This is a genomic window from Sphingomonas donggukensis, assembly GCF_023674425.1.
GTDB lineage: Bacteria > Pseudomonadota > Alphaproteobacteria > Sphingomonadales > Sphingomonadaceae > Sphingomonas > Sphingomonas donggukensis.
In genome coordinates this window covers 929,848-950,581 of sequence record NZ_CP098401.1, presented here as the reverse complement: position 1 = coordinate 950,581, position 20,734 = coordinate 929,848, and the positions used below count along the sequence as shown (strand labels likewise).

Genomic DNA, 20,734 nt, shown 5'->3' with positions numbered 1-20,734 from the left:
CTAGGCAGCAAGCTGCCAAGCTCCAGTATCCTTCTCCCTCCGGAGAAGGTTTTGGTTCCCCCCTACCCCAGCAAATCCAGCACCGCCGCGGTCATCGCCGTGGCCCCCGTCACCACCGCCGCCTCCGGATCGATCTTGAACAGCGGCGAGTGATGTGTCGGCACCGCCGGCCCGCCCCGCGCCGCCGCATCCAGCGCAGCCTTGGGCGTGCCCCCGACCGAGAAATAATAGCCCGGCACCTTCAGCTCGGGCTGGACCAGATACGCGAAGTCCTCCGCCCCCATCCCGTTCTGCTCGAACGGCAGCACCGCCGGCGCGCCCAATACCGTCGTCATCGTCGCGTTCAGCCGGCGGGCGAGCGCGGCGTCGTTGATCGTCGTCGGCGTGCCTTCGCTCACCGTCACGACCGGCAGCTTGTCGGCGGGCATCCCGTTCAGCCGCCCCACACCCTCGGCGACCCGCTTGATCCCGGCAAGCAGTTCGGCGCGGGTCTTTTCGTCATTGGCGCGCACCGTCACCTGCAACGCGGCGCGATCCGAGATGATGTTGTGCTTCGTCCCGGCATGGAACGACCCCACCGTGATGACGCCCGGCGCAAGCGGCGATTTCTCGCGGGAGATCAGGCCTTGCAGCGCGATGACGAGCTGGCTCGCCATATAGACGGGGTCCTTGCCGGCGTCCGGCGACGCCCCGTGCGCGCCGATACCGGGCACGACGATATCGACCGCGTCCGACGACGAATATTGAATGCCCTCCGATGCCGAAACCGTTCCCGTCGGCTGCTGCGCGTTGACGTGGAAGGCGAGCGCATAGTCGGGCTTCGGAAAGCGCGTATAGAGCCCGTCCTTCAGCATCGCCGCCGCGCCGCCGACCCGCTCCTCGGCGGGCTGGACGATCATCACGACCGTGCCCTTCCACCGGTCCTTCATCGCCGCCAGCCGCCGCGCGGTCGCGACCATCGCGGTGATGTGGGTGTCGTGGCCGCAGGCGTGCATCACCGGCTGCTCGACGCCGTCCACGCCGACCTGCCGCGCGACCGACATGTTGGGCAACCCCGATGCTTCCTTCAACGGCAGACCGTCCATGTCGGCGCGCAGCAGCACGGTCGGCCCGGCGCCGTTGCGCATGACCGCGACGACCCCGGTGCCGCCGACCCGCTCGGTCACGGTCGCCCCCGCCGCGCGCAATTCCTTCGCCATGCGGGCGGCGGTGGCGGTTTCCTTGAACGACAGCTCCGGGTTACGGTGGAACCAGTCCCACAGCTTACCCAGATCCTTCGCGTAATCCGCCCGGATCGCGGTTTCATAGGCGGGCGGCGCGACCGGCGACGCAGCGGCGAGCAACAGCGGCAGGATCATGGGTCAGACTCCCTCGAGGACCACCGGCGCGACCGGCTTCGGTTTCAGCAGCAACAGCGCGACCAGGCTCACCGCCGTCGCCGCGCTCAGGTACAGGCCGACCGGCGCCAGCCCGCCCTTCAGTGCCAGCCCCTGCGCGATCAGCGGGGTCAGCCCGCCGCCCAGCACCCCGGCGATGTTGAAGGTCATCGACGCGCCCGTGTAGCGCACCCGCGGCGGGAACAGCCCCGGCAACCACGCGCCGAGCGGGCCATAGACGAACCCCATCGCCAGCAGCGCCAGCGCCAGGAAAACGAACGCGCCGAACAGCGAATGCTCGACCAGCGGCGCAATCACGAACCCCAGCACGATCGTCGCGACACACCCGCCCGCCAGCACCCGCCGCTCGTCGAAATGCCGGTCGGCCAGCCATGCCGCGGCATAGATGCCGACCGCCATGAACAGGATCGCGCCCAGCTGCACGCCCAGGAACGCCTGCATCGAATAGCCGAGCGTCTTGGTCCCATACCCCAGCAGGAACGCCGTCCCGACATAATAGGTCGCGAAGCACGCGATCGCTCCGACCGGGCCACCGACCAGCATCCCGCCGTGGCTGCGCACCAGCTCCGCCAGCGGCACCTTCGGCGGCGGTGCCTGCCGCAGCGACTGCGCGAACTCGGGCGTCTCGGTCAGCTTCAGGCGGATATACAGGCCCACCGCCACCAGCAGCGCGCTGATCGCGAACGGCAGGCGCCAGCCCCAGTCGCGGAACTGCTCCGGCGTCAGCAGCACGCCCAGCAGCAGGAATAGCCCGTTGGCGGCGATGAAGCCCGCGGGCGCCCCCATCTGCGGCGCCGCGCCGAACCGCGCGCGCCAGCCCGGCGGCGCGTTCTCCACCGCCAGCAACGCCGCCCCGCCCCATTCGCCGCCCAGGCCGAAGCCCTGCCCGAACCGCAGCACGCACAGCGCGATCGGCGCGATCCATCCGGCGTCGTGGTAGGTCGGCAGGAATGCGACCAGCGTCGTCGAAACCCCCATCGTCAGCAGCGACGCGACCAGCGTCGACTTGCGCCCGATCCGGTCGCCGAAATGCCCGAAGAACGCCGCCCCCACCGGTCGCGCGAAGAACGCCACCGCCAGCGTCGCGAATGCGGCCATCTGAGCGAGGCCGGGATCCTGCGCGGGAAAGAACAGCTCCCCGAACACCAGGCTCGCCGCGGTCGCGTAGATGTAGAAATCGTAGAACTCGATCCCCGTGCCCACGAAACTCGCCAGCAGCACGCGGCGATGCGTCTGCGTGCTCATGCCGGCGTCCCGTTCGTCATCCTGCCCTCCCCGTCGTCACCGCACGATAGAGCAAGGCGACCAGTGGGCAAGCGCGCGCCGGCGCCGACGTCAAAGATAGTCGACAAGCTTCAGCGTGACGTCCCGCCGCTGGCCGCCACGCTCGGCGGTGAAGGCGACTTCGCTGCCGGCGGGGCCGTTGACGCGGCGGATCAGGTCGCTCCATGCGATCCCGCCGATCCGGTCCCCGACCATCAATCCCGCCGCGGCGGCGGGACTGCCGGTGCCGACATCCGCGATCGTGATCGTATCGCCTTTGCGGTCGAACCACAGCCCCGACATCGGATAGACCTCGGCGCGGGGCGGCAGGCCGTTGGGCGCAATCCACAGCGTGCGGCTTCTCACCTGCGTGGTCAGGTGCAGCCGACCGAGCACGCCCAGCCCGATGATGCCGTCGCCCTCGTGCAGCGGGCTGCCCGGCTTCTCCAGCGCGACGATCGGGCGGTGCAGCGTCATCGGCCCCAGGTGCAGATCCTTCACGCGCACCAGACGCATCGACACCGATCCGGGGCCGAAACCGCGGCCCTCCGTCGGCGCATAGGGCCGGTCCGCCGACCACAGTCCGCTCGTCTTCGCCGCGCGTCCATCCAGCCGGACTTGCCCCGGCATCCCGGTGTCGAGCATGAATTCGCCGGCAAATCCGTCGAGCGTCGCGTCGGCAAAGATCCGGTCGCCGTTGGTGAAGCTGCCCAGGAAACGCGATTTCAACTGGCGCAGGCCGGCAAAGTCCGGGCGCCCCTCCGGATAGGCGCGCCACTCGCCCTTCACGAAATCGAGATCGCTGTCGTAGGTCGTGAACAGGCCCGACCCGAAGCTTCCGACCGCATCCTTGCCGAGCCGCGCCTTCGTCCCGTTGAACGGCATGTTCGGGATCCGCAGACCGCTCGCGAAGGTGACGTCGCGCGCATCGTAGAGCGGATATTCCGCCACCCCGCCAATGCCCTTCACCAGCGCCCGCTTCCGGATCACGTCCAGTTTCAGCGTCCGCGCCAGATCGTCGTCGATCACGCTCAGCGTCGCGCCGGTATCGACGATGAAGAAATAGGGTCCGTGCGTCCCGATCTTCGCCGCCATCCACACCCGCGTCCCGTCGAGGGCGATCGAATTGCGGTAGATTCGCCCGGTCTGGGCGCGCAACGCGGCGGTGGGGAGCGCGGCCAGGGCGGCGGCACCGGCGAGCATGCTGCGGCGATCGACGATCATCGCACGATGCTAGGCGTGCGTGGTTGCCCTCGCAAGCCACGTTCCCTAGATGTTCGCCGATGACCGCGCCTGCCCCCTCGCAAGACGACCCGCCCTATCTCCGCGGCCTGAACGCGCCCCAGCGGGAGGCGGTGCTGACCACCGACGGCCCCGTGCTGGTCCTCGCCGGCGCCGGCACCGGCAAGACCGCGGCGCTCACCGCGCGGCTCGCGCACCTGCTCTACACACGCAAGGCCTACCCATCCGAAATCCTCAGCGTCACCTTCACCAACAAGGCGGCGAAGGAAATGCGCCACCGCGTCGGTGCACTGGTCGGCGACATGGTGGAGGGGATGCCGTGGCTCGGTACCTTCCACGCGATCGGCGCGAAGATGTTGCGTCGCCATGCCGAACTGGTCGGGCTGAAATCGAACTTCACCATTCTCGACACCGACGACCAGCTGCGCCTGCTCAAAAGCCTGATCCTCGCCGCCGATATCGACGAGAAGCGGTTTCCCGCGCGCAGCCTCGCCGGAATCATCGACGGGTGGAAGAACAAGGGGCTGACTCCCAAGGACATCGATGCCGGCGAGAGCGAGCTCTACGCCAACGGCCGCGGGCAGGAAATGTACCGCGCCTATCAGGACCGGTTGAAGGCGCTGAACGCCTGCGACTTCGGCGACCTGCTGCTCCACATGCTCACCATCCTGCGCGATCACCGCGACGTGCTGGAGCAGTATCAGCAGCGGTTCCGCTACATCATGGTCGACGAGTATCAGGACACCAACAGCGTCCAGTATCTCTGGCTGCGCCTGCTCGCGCAGGAACGCCGCAACATCGCCTGCGTCGGCGACGACGATCAGTCGATCTATTCGTGGCGCGGCGCCAAGGTAGAGAACATCCTGAAGTTCGAGCGCGACTTTCCGGGCGCAAAGGTCATCCGCCTCGAACAGAATTACCGCTCCACCCCGCATATCCTCGGTGCCGCATCGGGCGTCATCGCCAACAACGGTGGGCGCCTCGGCAAGACACTCTGGACCGACATCGACGTCGGCGAGAAGGTGAAGGTCGTCGGCGTCTGGGACGGGCCGGAGGAAGCCCGCCGCGTCGCGCAGGAGATCGAGGATCGCCGTCGCGACGGCACGCCGCTCGACGACATGGCGATCCTGGTGCGCGCCCAGCACCAGACCCGCGAGTTCGAGGATCGCTTCATCGCGACCGGCATCCCCTACCGCATCGTCGGCGGTTTCCGCTTCTACGAACGCGCCGAAATCCGCGACGCGCTCGCCTATCTTCGCGTGGTCGCGCAGCCCGCCGACGACCTCGCCTTCGAACGCATCGTCAACGTCCCCAAGCGCGGCCTCGGCGACAAGGCGATCGCGCGCATCCACCAGCTGTCGCGCGCGATGGGCGTGCCGATGAGCGAGGCGGCCGCCCGCATCCTCGATACCGACGAGCTGACCGGCGCGGCCAAGCGGTCGCTCGGCAACCTCGTCGGCGACTTCGCGCGCTGGCGGATGAAGGCCGACGAACTGCCCCATGCCGAACTCGCCCGCCAGCTGCTCGACGAAAGCGGCTATACCGCGATGCTCGAGGCCGATCGCTCGGCGGAGGCCGCGGGACGGCTCGAAAACCTCGGCGAACTCGTCCGCGCGATGGAGGAATACGACAGCCTCGGCGCGTTCCTCGAACACGTCAGCCTCGTCATGGAGAACGAGGGCCGCGACACGGGGGCGAAGGTCACCATCATGACCATCCATGCCGCCAAGGGGCTGGAATACGACACCGTGTTCCTGGTCGGATGGGAGGAAGGGCTGTTCCCCTCGCAACGCTCGCTTGACGAAGGCGGCGTCGCGAGTTTGGAGGAGGAGCGCCGCCTCGCTTATGTCGCGATTACCCGCGCCCGCCGACGCGCGATCATCCTCCACGCCGCCAACCGCCGCATCTACGGCCAGTGGAATTCCTCGATCCCGTCGCGCTTCGTCGGCGAATTGCCGGGCGAACATATCGACAGCGAGACCACGATGACCGGCGGCGCCAGCCTGTGGCAGGCCAACTGGAGCGAGCGCGCCGATCCCTTTGCCGATGTCGCGCGAGGCACCGGTCGCGGGCCGGGTTGGCAGCGCGCAGCGGGCGTGAGCGCGGGCGTCGACGTCAAGAACCCGGGCGGCGCCTACACCCCGCGTAGCTTCTCGCGCGAACCCTCGCGCGTGAAGGAAGCGACGCGCAGCGCTGTCAGCCTCGGCAACAAGGGGCGCGACGACCTCTCCCGCGGCCAGCGCGTGTTTCACGAAAAATTCGGCTACGGCCTGATCGCGGAGATCGAGGGCAACAAGCTGGAGATCGACTTCGAAACCTCGGGTCGAAAGCGCGTGATGGACAGTTTCGTCAGCGTGGCGTGAGCGTCGCGATTGCGCTGGTAAAGTTGGATTTCATCTGCCAGCGACAGGACATGACCTGCACGCGACCCGCTGCTGATCCCTTGGCGCGAGGGGCGCACGGGGGTGGAAAGTTTCGATACGACCCCATTCCGCGGAACCTTTCGAGTCGGACCAGCCCACGATCGGAGGCCGCATGAAGCACCGCGTCGGCGTTCTGATCTCGGGCCGCGGATCGAACATGGCGGCGCTGGTCGCCGCGGCACGCGATCCGGCCTGCCCCTATGAAGTCGCGGTCGTCGCTTCGGACAAGGCCGATGCTGCTGGCCTCGCCCATGCCGCCGCCAATGGCATCCCGGTGTTCGTCGGGCCGCCCGGAAAGATTGCGCGAGAGGCATCGTTCGACGCGATATTCCGCGCCAACGGCGTCGATACCATCGCGCTCGCCGGCTATATGCGGCTGCTGTCAGACGAATTCGTCGCGCGCTGGCGGGGGAGCATCGTCAACATCCACCCCTCGCTCCTGCCCGCCTACAAGGGGCTCGACACGCACGCCCGCGCGATCGCAGCGGGCGACGCGCATGGCGGCTGCTCGGTGCATGTCGTGACCGAGGAGCTCGATGGCGGCGCCGTGCTCGGCCAGGCGCGCGTACCGATCCTGCCCGGCGACACGCCCGACGCGCTCGCGGAACGGGTGCTCGCCGCCGAGCATTTGCTCTATCCCAAGGTCCTTGCGGAGTTCGTGACCCGATGAGCCCCGATTACAACGCCGATCTGGAGCGCCTGCGCGCGATCGCGCTGGCCTTGCCCGAAGCCGCCGAGCGCACCTCCCACGGCTCGCCCGGTTTCCATATCGAGGGCGGCAAGTTCTTCGCCTACATCTGGCACGACCACCACGGCGACGGCGAAACCGCCGTGATGGTGAAAACCAGCGGCGCGGACGAGATGGCCGACCTGATCGATCGCGACCCCGCGCTTTACTACAAGCCACCCTATCTCGGCCCATCGGGCTGGATCGCGATCCGCACCGATGCGCCCGGCACCGACTGGGATCACATCGCCGACCGCGTCGCGCAAAGCTGGGAAATGGTCGCGCCCCGGCGCCTGCTGGAGATGGGCGGGCGATGAGCACCGACACCCCGCAGGAAAAGGCAGAGGCTGCCGCCACCCGCCGCCGCTGGATCACGCTCGCCGAAGTCGTCGGCGTCGCCGGCGTGCTGATCGCCGCGCTGTCGCTCTACCTCGGCTGGTCCGACCGCCGCGAGGATGCCGCGGCGCGTCAGGCAGAACAGTCGAGGGACGCGCGCAAGGCCACCACCGCTCGCCTGGTCGGCACGGTCGAGCGCGGCGGCGACCGGGTGGCGCTCGCCGACCCCGCCCAGCCTGCGGTCGCCAGCATAGACGTCACCTTCCCCCGCGCACTCGGCATCGCCGCCGAGCAGACGATCGTGCCGCCGCGGATCGAGGCCGGGTGGATCGACGATGCGGTGCTGAAACTGACCGATGGCGGCGCCGATGCGGTGCGCGGGCGGATGCCGGTGCTGGTCGCCGCGACCATCGCGGAGGGCGATCGCCCCGCGGTCGATCGCGCGATCTACGATGTGGTGTTTTCGACCGAGGGCCACACCTTCGGCGGCCGCACGCTCAAGCTGGAAGGGGTCGTGTTCCGCGAGCGGGTCAGGGGCGACGCCACCGCCCGCCTCGACGCGCTCTGGGCGGTCGAGGCGAAACGGTTGGCGCGGGCAGTACGCCCATAATCCGTTCGTGCTGAGCGAAGTCGAAGCACAGCGTGAGACGCATGGCCTTCGACTTCGCTCAGGCCGAACGGGGGGTTCGGATCAGCCGACGATCTCTTCGGGCTTGAAGAAGTACGCGATCTCGATCGCGGCATTCTCGTCGCTGTCCGAACCGTGGACCGAATTGGCCTCGATCGACTCGGCGATTTCCTTGCGGATCGTGCCGGCGTCGGCATTCTCGGGGTTGGTCGCGCCCATGATGTCGCGGTTGCGCTGCATGGCGTTCTCGCCCTCCAGCACCTGCACGACGACCGGGCCGGAGATCATGAAGTCGACCAGGTCGTTGAAGAACGGACGCTCCTTGTGGACCGCGTAGAAGCCTTCGGCCTGCTCGCGGGTCATCTGGATGCGCTTGGACGCGACGACGCGCAGGCCGCCGTCCTCCAGCATCTTGGTGACCGCACCGGTCAGGTTGCGGCGGGTGGCATCGGGCTTGATGATCGAAAAGGTACGGTTCGCGGCCATGACGGTCACGGGCTCCTGTGTTTGAGGCTGTGGAAAAACTGGCCGCGCTCTAGGAGTGGGCGGCGGAATTGGCAACCGTCAGGCGGCCTGTGTCCAGCGCCCGTTCTCGTCCTGCTTCCAGTAGCGCCGCTCGACGCCTTCGCGCTCGGCCAGTGCCTTCCACGCGACCCGCGCCGCGCCGACGCTGTCCTCGTCGAAGAAGTGGAACGCCCGGTCGAACGTGAGAGCCTCGTCCCGCCACACCCCATCGACGATCGCGACGTTGCGCGCGGCGTTGGTCGCGGTGGCGGTGTCGGCGATCAACACCGGCTGCTCCGCGTCGCCCTCGCCGCCCGCCTGACCGTGCGGCAGGAAGCTTTCCGGCGTGTAGGTCCACAGGAACCGGTCGACCACGCTGCGCTGCCCGGCGTCGCCCGCCACGACCACCAGCCGCCCGCCGCCCTCCACCACCTTCTCGGCGATGCGCGGCAGCACTCGCTCCAGCGGCGAGGCGACGAGGTGATAGAAATCGACCTGCATTTACTTTTCGAGCGCGTCCCGCACGAACCGGTCGAGCAGGCGCACGCCGTAGCCGGTCGCGCCCTTGCCGTAATGCGTGCCGTCCTTGTCCGACCACACCATGCCGGCGATGTCGAGATGCGCCCAGCGCACGCCCTCGTCCACGAACCGCTTGATGAACTGCGCCGCGGTGATCGACCCGGCACCGCGCGGGCCGACGTTCTTCATGTCGGCGATCGGGCTGTCGATCAGCTTGTCATAGGCATCGGCGAGCGGGAAGCGCCACAATTTGTCGCCCGATGCGGCGCTGGCGTCGAGCAGGTCGCGCGCCAGATCCTCGTCGTTGGCGAACAGCCCGCCATATTCATTGCCCAGGCTGACGATCATCGCGCCGGTCAGCGTGGCGAGGTCGACGATCGTCGCCGGCTTGTGCGTCCGCTGGACCCAGGTGACCGCGTCGCACAACACCAGCCGCCCCTCGGCATCGGTGTTGATGACCTCGATCGTCTGCCCCGACATCGACGTCACGACGTCACCGGGCCGCGTCGCCGCGCCGTCGGGCATGTTCTCGACCAGCCCCATCACGCCGATGACGTTCGCCTTCGCCTTGCGCAGCGCGAGCGTCTTCATCGCGCCCGCGACCGCGCCGGCACCGCCCATGTCCCACTTCATGTCTTCCATGCCGGCGGCGGGCTTGATCGAGATACCGCCGGTGTCGAACGTCACGCCCTTGCCGACCAGCGCGGTCGGGGCGGCATCGCCGCCGCCGTTCCACTTCAGCGCCAGCAACCGCGCCTCGCGCCGCGACCCCTGGCTGACGCACAGCAGCGATCCCATGCCGAGTGCGGTCATCGCCGCTTCGTCGAGCACCTCGACGCTCAGCCCCAGTCCTTCGACCGACGCGGTCACGCGCTCGACGAAGCTCTCCGGATAGAGGATATTCGCCGGCTCGGTGACCAACGTGCGGGTCAGCTCCATGCCCTGGTTCACCGCGTCCTGGTCGGCCCAGCCCGCCTGCGCCGCATCCGACGCGCCGACGATCGTCACCGCGGTCAGCGACGGCTTCTTCTTGTCGGCCAGCGTGGTGCGATACACGTCATAGCGCCATCCGCGCTGGACGATCGCCGCGCCGAACCGCGCCACCGAGCCCGCCGCCACATCCACGTCGCCCAGGTCGATCGCCAGCGTCGCCGGCCCGCCGACCAAGTAGCGTGCGGTCACCGCGCCGCCGGCCTTCTCCCAGTCCGCCGCCTCGCCGCCGCCGACCCCCACCAGCGCGACGCGGTTGAGGCCATCGTCGTCGCCCGGCGCGTAGAATTCCGCGATCGACCCGGCTTCGCCCTCGAACGCCGCAGCCTTCGCCGCTTCGCCCACGAAGCCGGCGGCGCGCGTGCCGAGCGACGACAGGTCGGCGTCCGCCAGCGCGCCCTTCGCGACGGGCAGCAGGACGAGCGGGCAGTCGACGGGGACGGCGGCGGCGAAGGCGAGTTTCATGGGGTCGGGAATCCTGAGCGATTGAAGCTGTCATGTAGGGCGGCTTCACGCGAACCGCAAAGCACCGATCGGCGGATTGCCGCGCGGCCCGTCCGGTGCGATAGGGCTTCGATTGGGGGCCGCGAACGGCCGTGTGGAGACGCTTACGGCCGTGACGCGCAACGCCCTTCTGACGACCGGCGCGCTCGCACTCGCCCTAACCGCGCTGCCCGCCGCGGCGCAGGATCTGCAGGATCGTCCGGTGGCGCCGCCGCCGCCGTCCGAAACTCCGCTGCCGGCAGGCGACGAACAGGTCCAGTTCACGGCCGACAGCCTGGAATATGAATATAACGCCGACATCGTTACCGCGCGCGGCGACGTGCGCATGTACCGCGGCGGCGATCGGCTGCGCGCGGGCACGGTCACGTGGAACCGCAACACCGGAAAGGTCGTCGCGAACGGCGACATCGCCGTCACCAACCCGCAGGGCGACGTAGCCTATGGCGACAGCATCGAGCTGACCGATTCGCTGAAGGACGGCGTGATCGAGAACATGCTGGTCGTGCTGGAACAGGGCGGGCGCATCGCGGCGCGGCGCGGCACCCGCAACGACGGCGGCGTCATCACCGTGGAAGACGCCGCCTACACCGCCTGCGACGTCACCACCTCGGACGGTTGCCCCAAGGAGCCGTCGTGGAAGATCAGCGCAGTCACCGTCGTCTACGATCCCGAACTTGGCCGCATCAAGTACAAGGGTGCGCGGATTTCGCTGTTCGGCATTGCCACCATCCCCTTGCCGACATTTTCGCACCCGATCGGCGGGCGCAGCGCCAACGGCTTCCTGGCGCCTGAATTCCGCCTGAGCCGCGTCAACGGGCTAGAGATCGCGGCCCCTTATGTCTTCAGCTTCGGCGACAACCGCGACCTGACGATCACCCCGCGAGTCTTCACCGGGGCGTTGCCGATGCTGCAGGTCGGCTACCGCGAGCTCAACACGCTCGGCGCGTTCAGGATCGACGCCTACGGCACCTACAGCCGCAGGAGCGACGACCTGGGCGTCGCCGGATCGTCGGTGACGACGCAGAACGACTTCCGCGGCTACATCGACAGCGTCGGCCGGTATCAGCTGAGCCCCAAATGGAGCATCAGCGAATCGATCCGCCTCGCCAGCGACCGCACGTTCCTGCGCCGCTACGACATCTCGCGCGACACCCGGCTGCGCAGCACGGTGCGGGTCGAACGGATCGACGACGACAGCTATTTCTCGATCGCCGGCTGGTCGGTGCAGACGCTGCGCCTGACCGACAACCAGGGTCTGCAACCGATCGCCCTGCCCGAGATCGACTATCGCCGCCGGTTTGACGACGGCGTGCTCGGCGGGCGTTTCTCGCTCCAGCTCAACACGCTGGCGCTGACCCGGACCGAGGGGCAGGACACGCAGCGCGCGTTCGCGTCGGTGCAATGGGATCTGCGCCGCCTGACCCGCTGGGGGCAGGAAGTGACCTTCACCGCCTTTGCGCGCGGCGACCTCTACAACGCCAACGACACGCTCGCGACGACGGTCGCCAGCTACCGCGGGGACGAGGGGTTCCAGGCGCGCGCGATCGGCGCGGTCGCGGTCGATGTGAAATGGCCGTTCATCGGCAGTTTCCTCGGCGGCACGCAACGGATCACACCCCGCGTCCAGCTGGTCGCCAGCCCGCGGGTCGCCAACCTGTCGGTCCCGAACGAGGATGCGCGCGCGGTCGAGCTGGAGGATTCGAACCTCTTCGCGCTCAATCGCTTCCCTGGATACGACCGGTTCGAGGATTCGCCGCGCGTCACCTACGGCCTCGACTATGCGATCGACCTGCCGGGCCTGTCGATCGATGCCGTCGTCGGGCAAAGCTATCGGTTGAACACGCGGCCCACGATCCTGCCCGACGGCACCGGGCTGTCGGATCGCTTCTCCGACATCGTCGGGCGCACGACCGTCCGCTTCCGCGATTTCGTCAGCCTCACCCACCGCTATCGCCTGGACAAGGACGGGCTGGCGGTGCGCCGGAACGAGGTCGATGCGACGGTCGGCACGCGCGACACCTATGCGCTGATCGGCTACCTGCGGCTCAACCGCAACATCGGCTTCGCGCTGGAGGATCTGCAGGACCGCGAGGAAGCGCGTGTGGGCGGACGGGTGCAGGTCGCGCAGTTCTGGTCGGTGTTCGGATCGGCGACCGTCGACCTGACCGATCGGTCCGAAGACCCGCTGTCGATCAGCGACGGCTTCACCCCGATCCGCCACCGCCTCGGCGTCGCCTATGAGGACGACTGTCTGCGGCTTGGCCTGACCTGGAAGCGCGACTATGAGACGACGGGCGATGCGCGGCGGGGGAACAGCTATCTGCTGACGCTATCGCTCAAGAACCTCGGTCGCTAAGCCACGGTTCAGCCTGAATTGCGCTATATGGGCCCGGACGCGCGACGAATTGCGCATGGTTAGGATTGCTGACGAACGTGATGATGACCGGAAAAATGACGCGGCTGGCCCGCAATGGCGTGGCGTTGGCAGCGGTGGCGACGGCTGGCGTTCTGATGGCGCAGGCGACGCCGGGTGCGCCGCAGGTGCGTGATCCCTCGGGCCTGAACCTGCCCGCCAACCTCCAGATCTTCGGCAAGCAGGATCCCAACGTCCGTAAGCCGACCGCGATCGTCAACGACAGCGTCATCACCGGCACCGACGTCGACCAGCGCATGAACATGACGCTGGCGCTGAACAACATGAAGATCCCCGACGCCGAGCGCGATCAGGTGCGCCTGCAGGTGCTGCGCCAGCTGATCGACGAGACGCTGCAGATCCAGGAGGCCAAGGCCAACGAGATCGCCGTCACGACCGGCGAGATGGACCAGTCGTTCGACCGCATCGCCCGCAATTTCAAGCAGACCCCGGCGCAGTTCCGGGAATACCTCCGCTCGGTCGGGTCGTCGGACCGCTCGCTGCGCCGCCAGATCGAGGGCGAGCTGGCGTGGAACCGGCTGCTCCGCAAGAAGGTGACGCCTTTCGTCAACGTCGGCGACGAGGAGGTGAAGGCCATCCTCGACCGTCTGAAGGCGTCGCAGGGCACCGAAGAATATCACATCAAGGAAATCTACCTCTCCTCGACGCCCGAGCGGTCGGGCGAGGTCGTCGCCAACGCCCGCAAGATGATCGAGCAGATGCGCGGCGGCGCACCGTTCGAATATTTCGCGCGCAATTTCTCCGAAGCGTCGACCCGCGCGGTGGACGGCGATCTCGACTGGGTGAAGCTGGCTGTGCTGCCGCCCGAGCTGCAGGACGCGGCGAGCAAGATGGGCGTCGGCCAGATCGCCGGGCCGGTCGAGATCGCGGGCGGCTATTCGATCCTGTATCTGGTCGATAAGCGCCAGGTGCTGATGGCCGATCCGCGCGACGCGAAGCTCAGCCTGCGCCAGCTGACGGTGAAATTCCCCGCCGGCACCACCCAGGCCCAGGCATCGCAGCGCGCCGCCGCCTTTGCCAAGGCGACGCAGGCGATCAACGGCTGCGGCGGCGTGTCGAAGGTCGCGACGGACATCGGGGCCGAAGTCGTCGACAATGACTCGGTCACCATCCGTCAGTTGCCGCCGCAGCTTCAGGAAATCCTGATGAAGATGCAGATCGGCCAGTCGACCCCGCCGTTCGGTTCGCCCGAGGAAGGCGTGCGCGCGCTGGTGCTGTGCGGTCGCGACGATGCGCGGGTCGCCGGCCTGCCGTCGTCGGACGCGGTGCAGGCAAAGCTCGAGGAAGATCGCGTCAACCTGCGCGCCCAGCGCATGCTGCGCGACATCCGCCGCGACGCGGTGGTCGAGTATCGTTGATCGTGGATCGGGCGGTGTCGTGACCGGAATCGCCCCCCTCGCCATTTCGATGGGCGATCCTGCGGGAATCGGCCCGGAAACCATCGGCAAGGCCTGGTCGGCACGTGCCGCCCATGCCCTGCCGCCGTTCTTCGCGATCGGCGACATGCGCGCGATCGGGCGGGTATGGGACGGGCCGCTGGTCAGGGTCGACAGCCCGGGCGCTGTCGCGGGATGCTTCGACGACGCCCTTCCCGTCCTGTCGGTCGCCGACGCGGGCGAGATCACGCCCGGCGCTCCCGACGTCGATGGCGCGCGCTGCGCGATCGAGGCGCTGGAGCTGGCGGTCGGGATCACCCGCTCGGGCTCGGCGAGCGCGCTGGTGACCGGGCCGGTCGCAAAGGCGCAGCTGTACCGCATCGGCTTCACCCATCCCGGCCAGACCGAATTCGTCGCCGAACGCTGCGGCATCGCGCGCGAGAATGCGGTGATGATGCTCGCCGGGCCGACGCTGCGCGTGGTGCCGGTGACGACGCACATCCCGCTCAGCGCAGTCTCCGCGGCGCTGTCGATCGAGCTGATCGTCGCCAAGGCGCGGGTAACGGCGCGGGGGCTGGTCCGCGATTTCGCCATCGAACGCCCGCGCCTGGCATTTGCCGGGCTCAACCCCCACGCCGGGGAGGACGGCGAGATCGGGCGTGAGGAGATCGAGACCGTCGCCCCCGCCATCGCCGAACTCGTCGCCGAGGGCATCGACGCCGTCGGGCCGTTCGCCGCCGACAGCATGTTCCACGCCCGCGCCCGCGCCGGCTACGACGCCGCGATCTGCCTGTACCACGATCAGGCACTGATCCCGCTGAAGGCGCTGCATTTCGATGAGGGCGTCAACATGACGCTGGGCCTGCCGATCGTCCGCACGTCGCCCGACCACGGCACCGCATTCGGCATCGCGGGTCAGAATCTGGCCGACCCCAGCGCCATGATCCACGCGATCCGGCTGGCCGCCGACGCCGCCGCCCGCCGCGCGCTTGCCGGCTGAGCGCGGTGGTCGCCCTGCCCCCGCTGCGCGAAGTCGTTGCGCGCCACGGCCTGACCGCGTCGAAGGCGCTCGGCCAGAATTTCCTGTTCGACGGGCAGCTGCTCGCCCGCATCGCCGCGGTGCCTAGCGAGCTGACCGATGCCGAGGTGCTGGAAATCGGACCCGGTCCCGGCGGGCTGACCCGTGCCTTGCTGGCTGCCGGAGCGCGGGTCACCGCGATCGAACGCGACCGGCGCTGCATCCCGGCGCTCGAGGAACTGGGGGCGGCCTATCCGGGCCGGCTGCGGGTGATCGAAGGCGATGCGCTCGCCATCGACGCGCCGTCGCTGTTCGCGGGCAAGCCGCATATCGTCGCCAACCTGCCCTATAACGTCGGCACTGCGCTGCTGGTCGGCTGGCTGTCGGCGGACTGGTACCCGTGGTGGCAGAGCCTGACGCTGATGTTCCAGAAAGAGGTTGCCGACCGCATCGTCGCCGACGCGGGGGACGACGCCTATGGCCGCCTGGCGATCCTGGCGCAGTGGCGATCAACCGCGCGCATCGCCATGCCGGTCCATCGTTCCGCCTTCACGCCCCCGCCGAAGGTCATGTCGGCGGTGGTCCACATCGTTCCCGCCGACGCGCCCGTGGGGGTCCGGCTGGACCGGCTGGAAGCGGTGACGGGCGCCGCCTTCGGACAGCGGCGCAAGATGCTGCGACAGAGCCTGAAGGGCGTGCCGGGCGCGCTGGCGGCACTCGAAACGCTCGGCATCGACCCCGCCCGGCGCGCCGAGACGGTCAGCGTCGCCGATTTCGTCGCGGTCGCCCGCACACTCAGCTAGGCGTCAGTTCTTCGCGGTCGTCGGCGGCTCGACCGGGGACGCAGCGGCGGCGCGCACCGGCGGACCCTTCGCGATCACCGCGGCCAGTGTCGTGCCGTCGGCGCAGGTTTTCGGGCACAGTTTCTGGATGCGGGCGAGGTTCTCGCGGGCGCGGACGACTGCGCCCTTCTGCACCAGCGCCTCACCCTGCCCGCGCAGCGCAGCGACGTCGTTGGGCTCGAGCAGCAGCGCCTCGCGGTACAGGCGGATCGCCTTGCCGGGCAGCTCCTGCGTCCGTGCGATCTCGGCGAGCGTCAGGAAGGCGCCGCGGTTGCGGGGGTCGACGACCAGCGCCGTCTCGATCAGGTCGGTCGCGCCCTGCAGGTTGCCCGCCGCCCGCGCCGCCTTGCCCTTTTCGAGCAAGGCCAGGCTGCGTGCGTCGATCTGTTCGTCGGGTCGCTGGCCGCTCAAGGACGTCGAGAGGCTCAGCAGCGTCAAGCCGACCGCCGCGGTGACCGAGAGGTAACGCATCACAATCTCCCACCGGGATACCGCCACATCGGCTAGCATGGGCGCCGCAGCCGCGCGACAAAAAAGCCGTCTGTGCCGTCGGTTGCCGGGGTCAGCCGCGCGCCGCCGCCGTGGGCCGTGCCGACCGCGGGCGCCTCGACCGTCCAGTCCGGGTGCCGCGCGGCAAACGCCGCGACTTGCTCCGCACCCTCGGCATCGAGCAGCGAGCAGACGATATAGGTGATCGCCCCGCCCGGCTTCGTCAGCGTCGCGCCGAGATCGAGCAGCATCGCCTGCGTCGTGGTCAGCCGCTCGAGCCGCCCCGAACTCAGCCGCCACCGCGCCTCGGGATTGCGGCGCCACGTGCCGGTGCCTGAACAGGGCGCATCGATCAGTACGATGTCCGCGGCGTCCTTCAGGTCGGCGAGCGGTTTCGCCTCCTCGCCCGGATCGAGCAGGCGGCTCTCGACGATCGTCACGCCCGCGCGATCGGCGCGGGGCTGCATCCGCTGGAGGCGGGTGCGGTCTGTGTCGGTGGCGATGATGCGCCCGTCATTGGCCATCGCCGCGGCGAGCGCGAGCGTCTTGCCGCCGCCGCCTGCGCACAGGTCGATGACGGTCTGGCCGGCTCGCGCGTCGGCGACCGCGGTGACGATCTGGCTGCCGGCGTCCTGGATCTCGACCAGCCCACCCTCTGCGGCGGGCGAGCGTTCGACCGGGGTGTCGGCGGGTAGGCGCAGCGCGGCGGGGGCGCCGGCGACGGTCTCCGCGCCCTCGAACAGCTCCAGCGCATCGTCGCGCGTGCCCATCAGCGTGTTGACGCGGATGTCGAGCGGGGCGCGGTCGAGCAGCGCCGCCATCTGCACCTTGTCGAGGCCGGAACGCTGGAGCGCGTCGCGGAGCCATGCGGGAGCAAGGCCGGTCAGCGCGGGGACTTCGGTTTCCCCGACGGGGGCCGGGCCATAGGTGCTGCCGTCGAAGGTCTCGAGCAGCTCGGGGCGGACCTTGGCGACCGCGAGCATCGCGGCGCGGCCCGAGGTTGGACGTTCGCCGAGCAGGCGGATCGCCTCGTACACCAAAGCGCGGACGGCACGGCGGTCCTTCGACCCGGCATAGCGGCGCGCGGCGAAATAGCGGGCGATCAGCGTATCGGCAGCGGCCCCGCCATCCCGCGCGGCGACGATGATGGCGTCGAGCAGGTCGATCGCGGACTGGGTACGGGCGGCGGGCGTCACGCGGCCACCGGCGGGCGCGAATGTTGACGAAGTTGACGCCCGATTGCGGGGGTGTCGACAGGGCCGTGGCTTGAGACGGCGTGAAGAATGGTCATGCCTTCGCGTGGAGCAAATCGGCTCCAACATTACCAGTGAAATGCGCGTGGGCGTGGTTGGGGCGGCTTCCCCGGACCGTCATTCATCTCCCCTATCGTGCTCCCGCGCAGGCGGGAGCCTAGGGCCGCTAGCGCCGCGCCCCGTAACCCTGGAATCCCGCCTGCGCGAGAGCACGGCAGCAGCCAAGTTGGCCCCTACCCGTGGGTCGGATAGTTCGGCGCTTCGCGAGTGATCGTGACGTCGTGGACGTGGCTTTCGCGCAGGCCCGCGCCGGTGATGCGGACGAAGTTAGCGCGGGACTGGAGGTCGGGAATGGTCTTCGATCCAGTATAGCCCATCGCCGCCTTCACCCCGCCGACGAGCTGGTGGATGACTTCGCGGGCCGAGCCCTTGAAGGCGACCTGACCCTCGATCCCCTCGGGCACCAGTTTCAGTTGGTCCTTGATATCGCCCTGGAAATAGCGGTCGGCGGAGCCGCGGCCCATCGCGCCGACACTTCCCATCCCGCGGTAGGATTTGTACGCACGCCCTTGATATAGAAAGGTTTCGCCGGGCGCTTCCTCGGTGCCCGCGAGCAGCGATCCGATCATCGCGGTCGAGGCGCCGGCGGCCAGTGCCTTGGCGATGTCGCCCGAGGTGCGGATGCCGCCGTCGGCGATGACGGGGACGCCGGACTTCGCGGCTTCCTCGGCGGCGTTCAGCACCGCGGTCAGCTGGGGCACGCCGACGCCCGCGACGATGCGGGTGGTGCAGATCGAGCCCGGACCGATGCCGACCTTCACCCCGTCCGCCCCGGCGCCGACCAGCGCCTTCGTCGCCTCCGCCGTGGCGACGTTGCCGGCGACGACCTGGACGCGGTTGCTCAATTTCTTCACGCGCTCGACCGCGCGGGCGACGTCCTTGTTGTGGCCGTGGGCGGTGTCGATGACGATCAGGTCGACCTCGGCATCGATCAGCGCCTCGGTCCGTTCGAACCCGCCATCGCCGACGGTGGTGGCGGCGGCGACGCACAGGCGCCCGGCTTCGTCCTTGGTCGCGTTGGGATAGGTGACCGCCTTCTCGATATCCTTGACGGTGACGAGCCCCACGCAGTGATACTCCTCGTCGACCACCAGCAGCTTCTCGATCCGGCGCTGGTGGAGCAGGCGGCGGGCCTCCTCCTGGCTGACGCCGGCGCTGACGGTGGCGAGGTTCTCGTGCGTCATCAGCTCGCGGATCGGCTGGTTGGGGTTCTCGGCAAAGCGGACGTCGCGGTTGGTGAGGATGCCGACGAGCTTACCCGACGCTTCCGTCACCGGGATGCCGCTGATGCGGTGGCGCTCCATCAGCGCGCGCGCCTCGCGCAGCGGCGCGTCGGGGGTGATGGTGATCGGGTTGACGACCATGCCGCTTTCGAAACGCTTGACCAGCTTCGCGGCGGCGACCTGCTGCTCGACGGTCAGGTTGCGGTGGAGCACGCCGATGCCGCCCAGCTGCGCCATCATGATCGCCATCGCTTCCTCGGTCACGGTGTCCATCGCCGACGACAGGATCGGGATGTTGAGCGACAGCGTGCGCGATACGCGGGTGCGGGTGTCGGCCATCGACGGAAGCACCTCCGATTCCGCCGGCAGCAGGAGCACGTCGTCGAAGGTCAGGCCGAGGGGAATGTCCATGATGTCGCCGCGTCGTTGGATGTGGCGGGCCATGTAACCAAGGTGGCGGGTCGGCGCCAGTCCTTGGGGGCCGCTCTATAAGTGGGAAGAAGAAGGTCATGGTTCAGGGAAGGCGCGAAGGCGCGAAGATGTTGCGATCGTAATTCCGCGGAGCGGCCCAAAGTCGGCATGATGAAGGCGCTGCCGCGCCGATTGCGCGACCCCTTAGCGCCTTCGCGCCTTTCCTGAACCGTTTCTACTTACCCCCTACCCGCGCTAGCACGCCCCGTGCCTGATCGACGTGCATCGCCTCGATCATGCGGTCGCCGAAGCGTTCGGCGCCGCCGGTCGCGGCGGCGATGAGGGCGCGGGCGTCGGCGATTTCGGCCTCGGTCGGGCCGAACAGCGCGTTGCAGGGATCGACCTGGCTGGGGTGGATCAGCGTCTTTCCATCGAAGCCGAGCGCGCGGCCCTCGCGCGCTTCATCGGCGAAGCCTTCGCCGTCGTCGAGGCGGTTGTACACGCCGTCAAATGCCCAGCAATCGCCGTAGCGCGCCGCCAGCACCACCATCTGGAGGCTGAGCGCGAGGCTGGCGCGGGGCGCGTCGGGCGGCAGTTTGAGCGTAGCGCGGAGGTCGTTGGTGCCCGCGATCAGGCCCGCTACGTCGGGGATCGACGCGATCTGCGGCGCGGCGAGGACGCCGCACGGGGTTTCGATCATCGCGAGCAGCGGCTTTGTGGCGCGGGCGGCGACCGTGGCGACGTCGTCGGGCACCTCCGCCTTGGGCAGGATGACATAGTCCGCGCGCGACGCAGCGACCGCGGCGACGTCCGCATCATGCCACTCCGTACCGAGCATGTTCACGCGGATCGCGACCGGACGCCCGCCGAAGCCATCCGCCGCGGCGGCGACCGCGGCGGTGCGGGCGGTCGCCTTGTCGGCGGGCTTCACTGCGTCCTCCAGGTCGAGGAAGATCATGTCGGCAGCCAGCCCCCGCGCCTTCTCGATCGCCCGCGGGTTCGATGCGGGCAGGAACAAAAGGGAACGCGGGGCGAGCGATCGGGCTATCGTCATGCCGCGGTTATGCTACGCTTGGGCCACACAGGGGAGTGGGA

The 20,734-nt window shown here is 68.9% G+C and carries 18 protein-coding genes; 8 read left to right on the top strand and 10 right to left on the bottom strand.

Annotation, left to right across the window (positions count from 1 at the left end; translation table 11 throughout):
* Positions 1-62: 62 nt before the first annotated feature.
* The 3 genes from M9980_RS04605 to M9980_RS04595 form a co-directional block, all read right to left on the bottom strand.
* Positions 63-1,358 (bottom strand): amidohydrolase, encoded by a 1,296-nt coding sequence (locus M9980_RS04605; protein WP_250753881.1) that lies wholly within the window; start codon positions 1,356-1,358, stop codon positions 63-65.
* A 3-nt stretch (positions 1,359-1,361) separates the two neighbouring features.
* Positions 1,362-2,642 (bottom strand): MFS transporter, encoded by a 1,281-nt coding sequence (locus M9980_RS04600; RefSeq protein WP_250753878.1) that lies wholly within the window; start codon positions 2,640-2,642, stop codon positions 1,362-1,364.
* A gap of 90 nt (positions 2,643-2,732) precedes the next feature.
* Positions 2,733-3,884, bottom strand: coding sequence for a pepsin/retropepsin-like aspartic protease family protein (locus M9980_RS04595; protein ID WP_250753876.1), 1,152 nt, complete (start codon positions 3,882-3,884; stop codon positions 2,733-2,735).
* Between the two features lie 59 nt (positions 3,885-3,943).
* Here M9980_RS04595 and M9980_RS04590 point away from each other — a divergent pair, with 59 nt between their 5' ends.
* The 4 genes from M9980_RS04590 to M9980_RS04575 all read left to right on the top strand — a co-directional run bounded on the left by M9980_RS04590 (position 3,944) and on the right by M9980_RS04575 (position 7,998).
* Positions 3,944-6,265 (top strand): ATP-dependent helicase, encoded by a 2,322-nt coding sequence (locus tag M9980_RS04590; RefSeq protein ID WP_250753873.1) that lies wholly within the window; start codon positions 3,944-3,946, stop codon positions 6,263-6,265.
* Between the two features lie 172 nt (positions 6,266-6,437).
* Positions 6,438-6,995 (top strand): phosphoribosylglycinamide formyltransferase, encoded by a 558-nt coding sequence (gene purN, locus M9980_RS04585; protein WP_250753871.1) that lies wholly within the window; start codon positions 6,438-6,440, stop codon positions 6,993-6,995.
* Positions 6,992-7,369, top strand: a complete 378-nt coding sequence (locus M9980_RS04580) for an MmcQ/YjbR family DNA-binding protein (protein WP_250753869.1) — start codon at positions 6,992-6,994, stop codon at positions 7,367-7,369. The genes purN and M9980_RS04580 overlap by 4 nt, the downstream gene beginning before the upstream one ends.
* Complete coding sequence (locus M9980_RS04575) at positions 7,366-7,998, top strand: hypothetical protein (protein ID WP_250753866.1); 633 nt, start codon at positions 7,366-7,368, stop codon at positions 7,996-7,998. The genes M9980_RS04580 and M9980_RS04575 overlap by 4 nt, the downstream gene beginning before the upstream one ends.
* Before the next feature lie 81 nt (positions 7,999-8,079).
* Here M9980_RS04575 and ndk read toward each other — a convergent pair whose 3' ends face one another.
* The 3 genes from ndk to M9980_RS04560 form a co-directional block, all read right to left on the bottom strand.
* On the bottom strand, positions 8,080-8,502 hold the full coding sequence (gene ndk / locus M9980_RS04570) for a nucleoside-diphosphate kinase (protein ID WP_250753863.1): 423 nt from the start codon (positions 8,500-8,502) through the stop codon (positions 8,080-8,082).
* A gap of 78 nt (positions 8,503-8,580) precedes the next feature.
* Positions 8,581-9,021 (bottom strand): DNA polymerase III subunit chi, encoded by a 441-nt coding sequence (locus M9980_RS04565; RefSeq protein ID WP_250753860.1) that lies wholly within the window; start codon positions 9,019-9,021, stop codon positions 8,581-8,583.
* Positions 9,022-10,494, bottom strand: coding sequence for a leucyl aminopeptidase (locus M9980_RS04560; RefSeq protein ID WP_250753857.1), 1,473 nt, complete (start codon positions 10,492-10,494; stop codon positions 9,022-9,024). It lies immediately after the preceding gene.
* Between the two features lie 151 nt (positions 10,495-10,645).
* On the opposite strand from M9980_RS04560, the gene M9980_RS04555 reads away from it, so the two are divergent.
* The 4 genes from M9980_RS04555 to rsmA all read left to right on the top strand — a co-directional run bounded on the left by M9980_RS04555 (position 10,646) and on the right by rsmA (position 16,164).
* Positions 10,646-12,889, top strand: coding sequence for an LPS-assembly protein LptD (locus M9980_RS04555; protein ID WP_250753854.1), 2,244 nt, complete (start codon positions 10,646-10,648; stop codon positions 12,887-12,889).
* Positions 12,890-12,969: 80 nt separating this feature from the next.
* Positions 12,970-14,325: a peptidylprolyl isomerase gene (locus M9980_RS04550; protein ID WP_250753851.1), complete on the top strand. Its 1,356-nt coding sequence runs from the start codon at positions 12,970-12,972 to the stop codon at positions 14,323-14,325.
* A gap of 49 nt (positions 14,326-14,374) precedes the next feature.
* On the top strand, positions 14,375-15,343 hold the full coding sequence (pdxA, locus tag M9980_RS04545) for a 4-hydroxythreonine-4-phosphate dehydrogenase PdxA (RefSeq protein ID WP_250755061.1): 969 nt from the start codon (positions 14,375-14,377) through the stop codon (positions 15,341-15,343).
* Positions 15,344-15,348: 5 nt separating this feature from the next.
* Complete coding sequence (gene rsmA / locus M9980_RS04540; protein ID WP_250753848.1) at positions 15,349-16,164, top strand: 16S rRNA (adenine(1518)-N(6)/adenine(1519)-N(6))-dimethyltransferase RsmA; 816 nt, start codon at positions 15,349-15,351, stop codon at positions 16,162-16,164.
* A gap of 3 nt (positions 16,165-16,167) precedes the next feature.
* Here rsmA and M9980_RS04535 read toward each other — a convergent pair whose 3' ends face one another.
* The 4 genes from M9980_RS04535 to M9980_RS04520 all read right to left on the bottom strand — a co-directional run bounded on the left by M9980_RS04535 (position 16,168) and on the right by M9980_RS04520 (position 20,693).
* Positions 16,168-16,674, bottom strand: a complete 507-nt coding sequence (locus tag M9980_RS04535) for a tetratricopeptide repeat protein (RefSeq protein WP_250753845.1) — start codon at positions 16,672-16,674, stop codon at positions 16,168-16,170.
* A gap of 32 nt (positions 16,675-16,706) precedes the next feature.
* Positions 16,707-17,888, bottom strand: coding sequence for an RsmB/NOP family class I SAM-dependent RNA methyltransferase (locus tag M9980_RS04530; protein WP_250753842.1), 1,182 nt, complete (start codon positions 17,886-17,888; stop codon positions 16,707-16,709).
* 290 nt (positions 17,889-18,178) lie between these two features.
* Complete coding sequence (guaB, locus tag M9980_RS04525) at positions 18,179-19,639, bottom strand: IMP dehydrogenase (RefSeq protein WP_250753838.1); 1,461 nt, start codon at positions 19,637-19,639, stop codon at positions 18,179-18,181.
* 235 nt (positions 19,640-19,874) lie between these two features.
* A complete protein-coding gene (locus tag M9980_RS04520) occupies positions 19,875-20,693 on the bottom strand; it encodes an HpcH/HpaI aldolase/citrate lyase family protein (protein ID WP_250753835.1) in 819 nt (272 codons plus the stop codon).
* Positions 20,694-20,734 lie beyond the last annotated feature (41 nt).

What these genes read in the sequence shown, in the direction of transcription:
- M9980_RS04575 (WP_250753866.1), top strand. Translation starts at nt 7,366, where the DNA reads ATGAGCACCGACACCCCGCAGGAAAAGGCAGAGGCTGCCGCCACCCGC.
- M9980_RS04565 (WP_250753860.1), bottom strand. Translation starts at nt 9,021, where the DNA reads ATGCAGGTCGATTTCTATCACCTCGTCGCCTCGCCGCTGGAGCGAGTG.
- M9980_RS04520 (WP_250753835.1), bottom strand. Translation starts at nt 20,693, where the DNA reads ATGACGATAGCCCGATCGCTCGCCCCGCGTTCCCTTTTGTTCCTGCCC.
- M9980_RS04600 (WP_250753878.1), bottom strand. Translation starts at nt 2,642, where the DNA reads ATGAGCACGCAGACGCATCGCCGCGTGCTGCTGGCGAGTTTCGTGGGC.
- M9980_RS04605 (WP_250753881.1), bottom strand. Translation starts at nt 1,358, where the DNA reads ATGATCCTGCCGCTGTTGCTCGCCGCTGCGTCGCCGGTCGCGCCGCCC.
- M9980_RS04590 (WP_250753873.1), top strand. Translation starts at nt 3,944, where the DNA reads ATGACCGCGCCTGCCCCCTCGCAAGACGACCCGCCCTATCTCCGCGGC.
- ndk (WP_250753863.1), bottom strand. Translation starts at nt 8,502, where the DNA reads ATGGCCGCGAACCGTACCTTTTCGATCATCAAGCCCGATGCCACCCGC.
- guaB (WP_250753838.1), bottom strand. Translation starts at nt 19,639, where the DNA reads ATGGACATTCCCCTCGGCCTGACCTTCGACGACGTGCTCCTGCTGCCG.
- M9980_RS04560 (WP_250753857.1), bottom strand. Translation starts at nt 10,494, where the DNA reads ATGAAACTCGCCTTCGCCGCCGCCGTCCCCGTCGACTGCCCGCTCGTC.
- M9980_RS04580 (WP_250753869.1), top strand. Translation starts at nt 6,992, where the DNA reads ATGAGCCCCGATTACAACGCCGATCTGGAGCGCCTGCGCGCGATCGCG.
- M9980_RS04535 (WP_250753845.1), bottom strand. Translation starts at nt 16,674, where the DNA reads ATGCGTTACCTCTCGGTCACCGCGGCGGTCGGCTTGACGCTGCTGAGC.
- purN (WP_250753871.1), top strand. Translation starts at nt 6,438, where the DNA reads ATGAAGCACCGCGTCGGCGTTCTGATCTCGGGCCGCGGATCGAACATG.
- M9980_RS04595 (WP_250753876.1), bottom strand. Translation starts at nt 3,884, where the DNA reads ATGATCGTCGATCGCCGCAGCATGCTCGCCGGTGCCGCCGCCCTGGCC.
- pdxA (WP_250755061.1), top strand. Translation starts at nt 14,375, where the DNA reads ATGGGCGATCCTGCGGGAATCGGCCCGGAAACCATCGGCAAGGCCTGG.
- M9980_RS04550 (WP_250753851.1), top strand. Translation starts at nt 12,970, where the DNA reads ATGATGACCGGAAAAATGACGCGGCTGGCCCGCAATGGCGTGGCGTTG.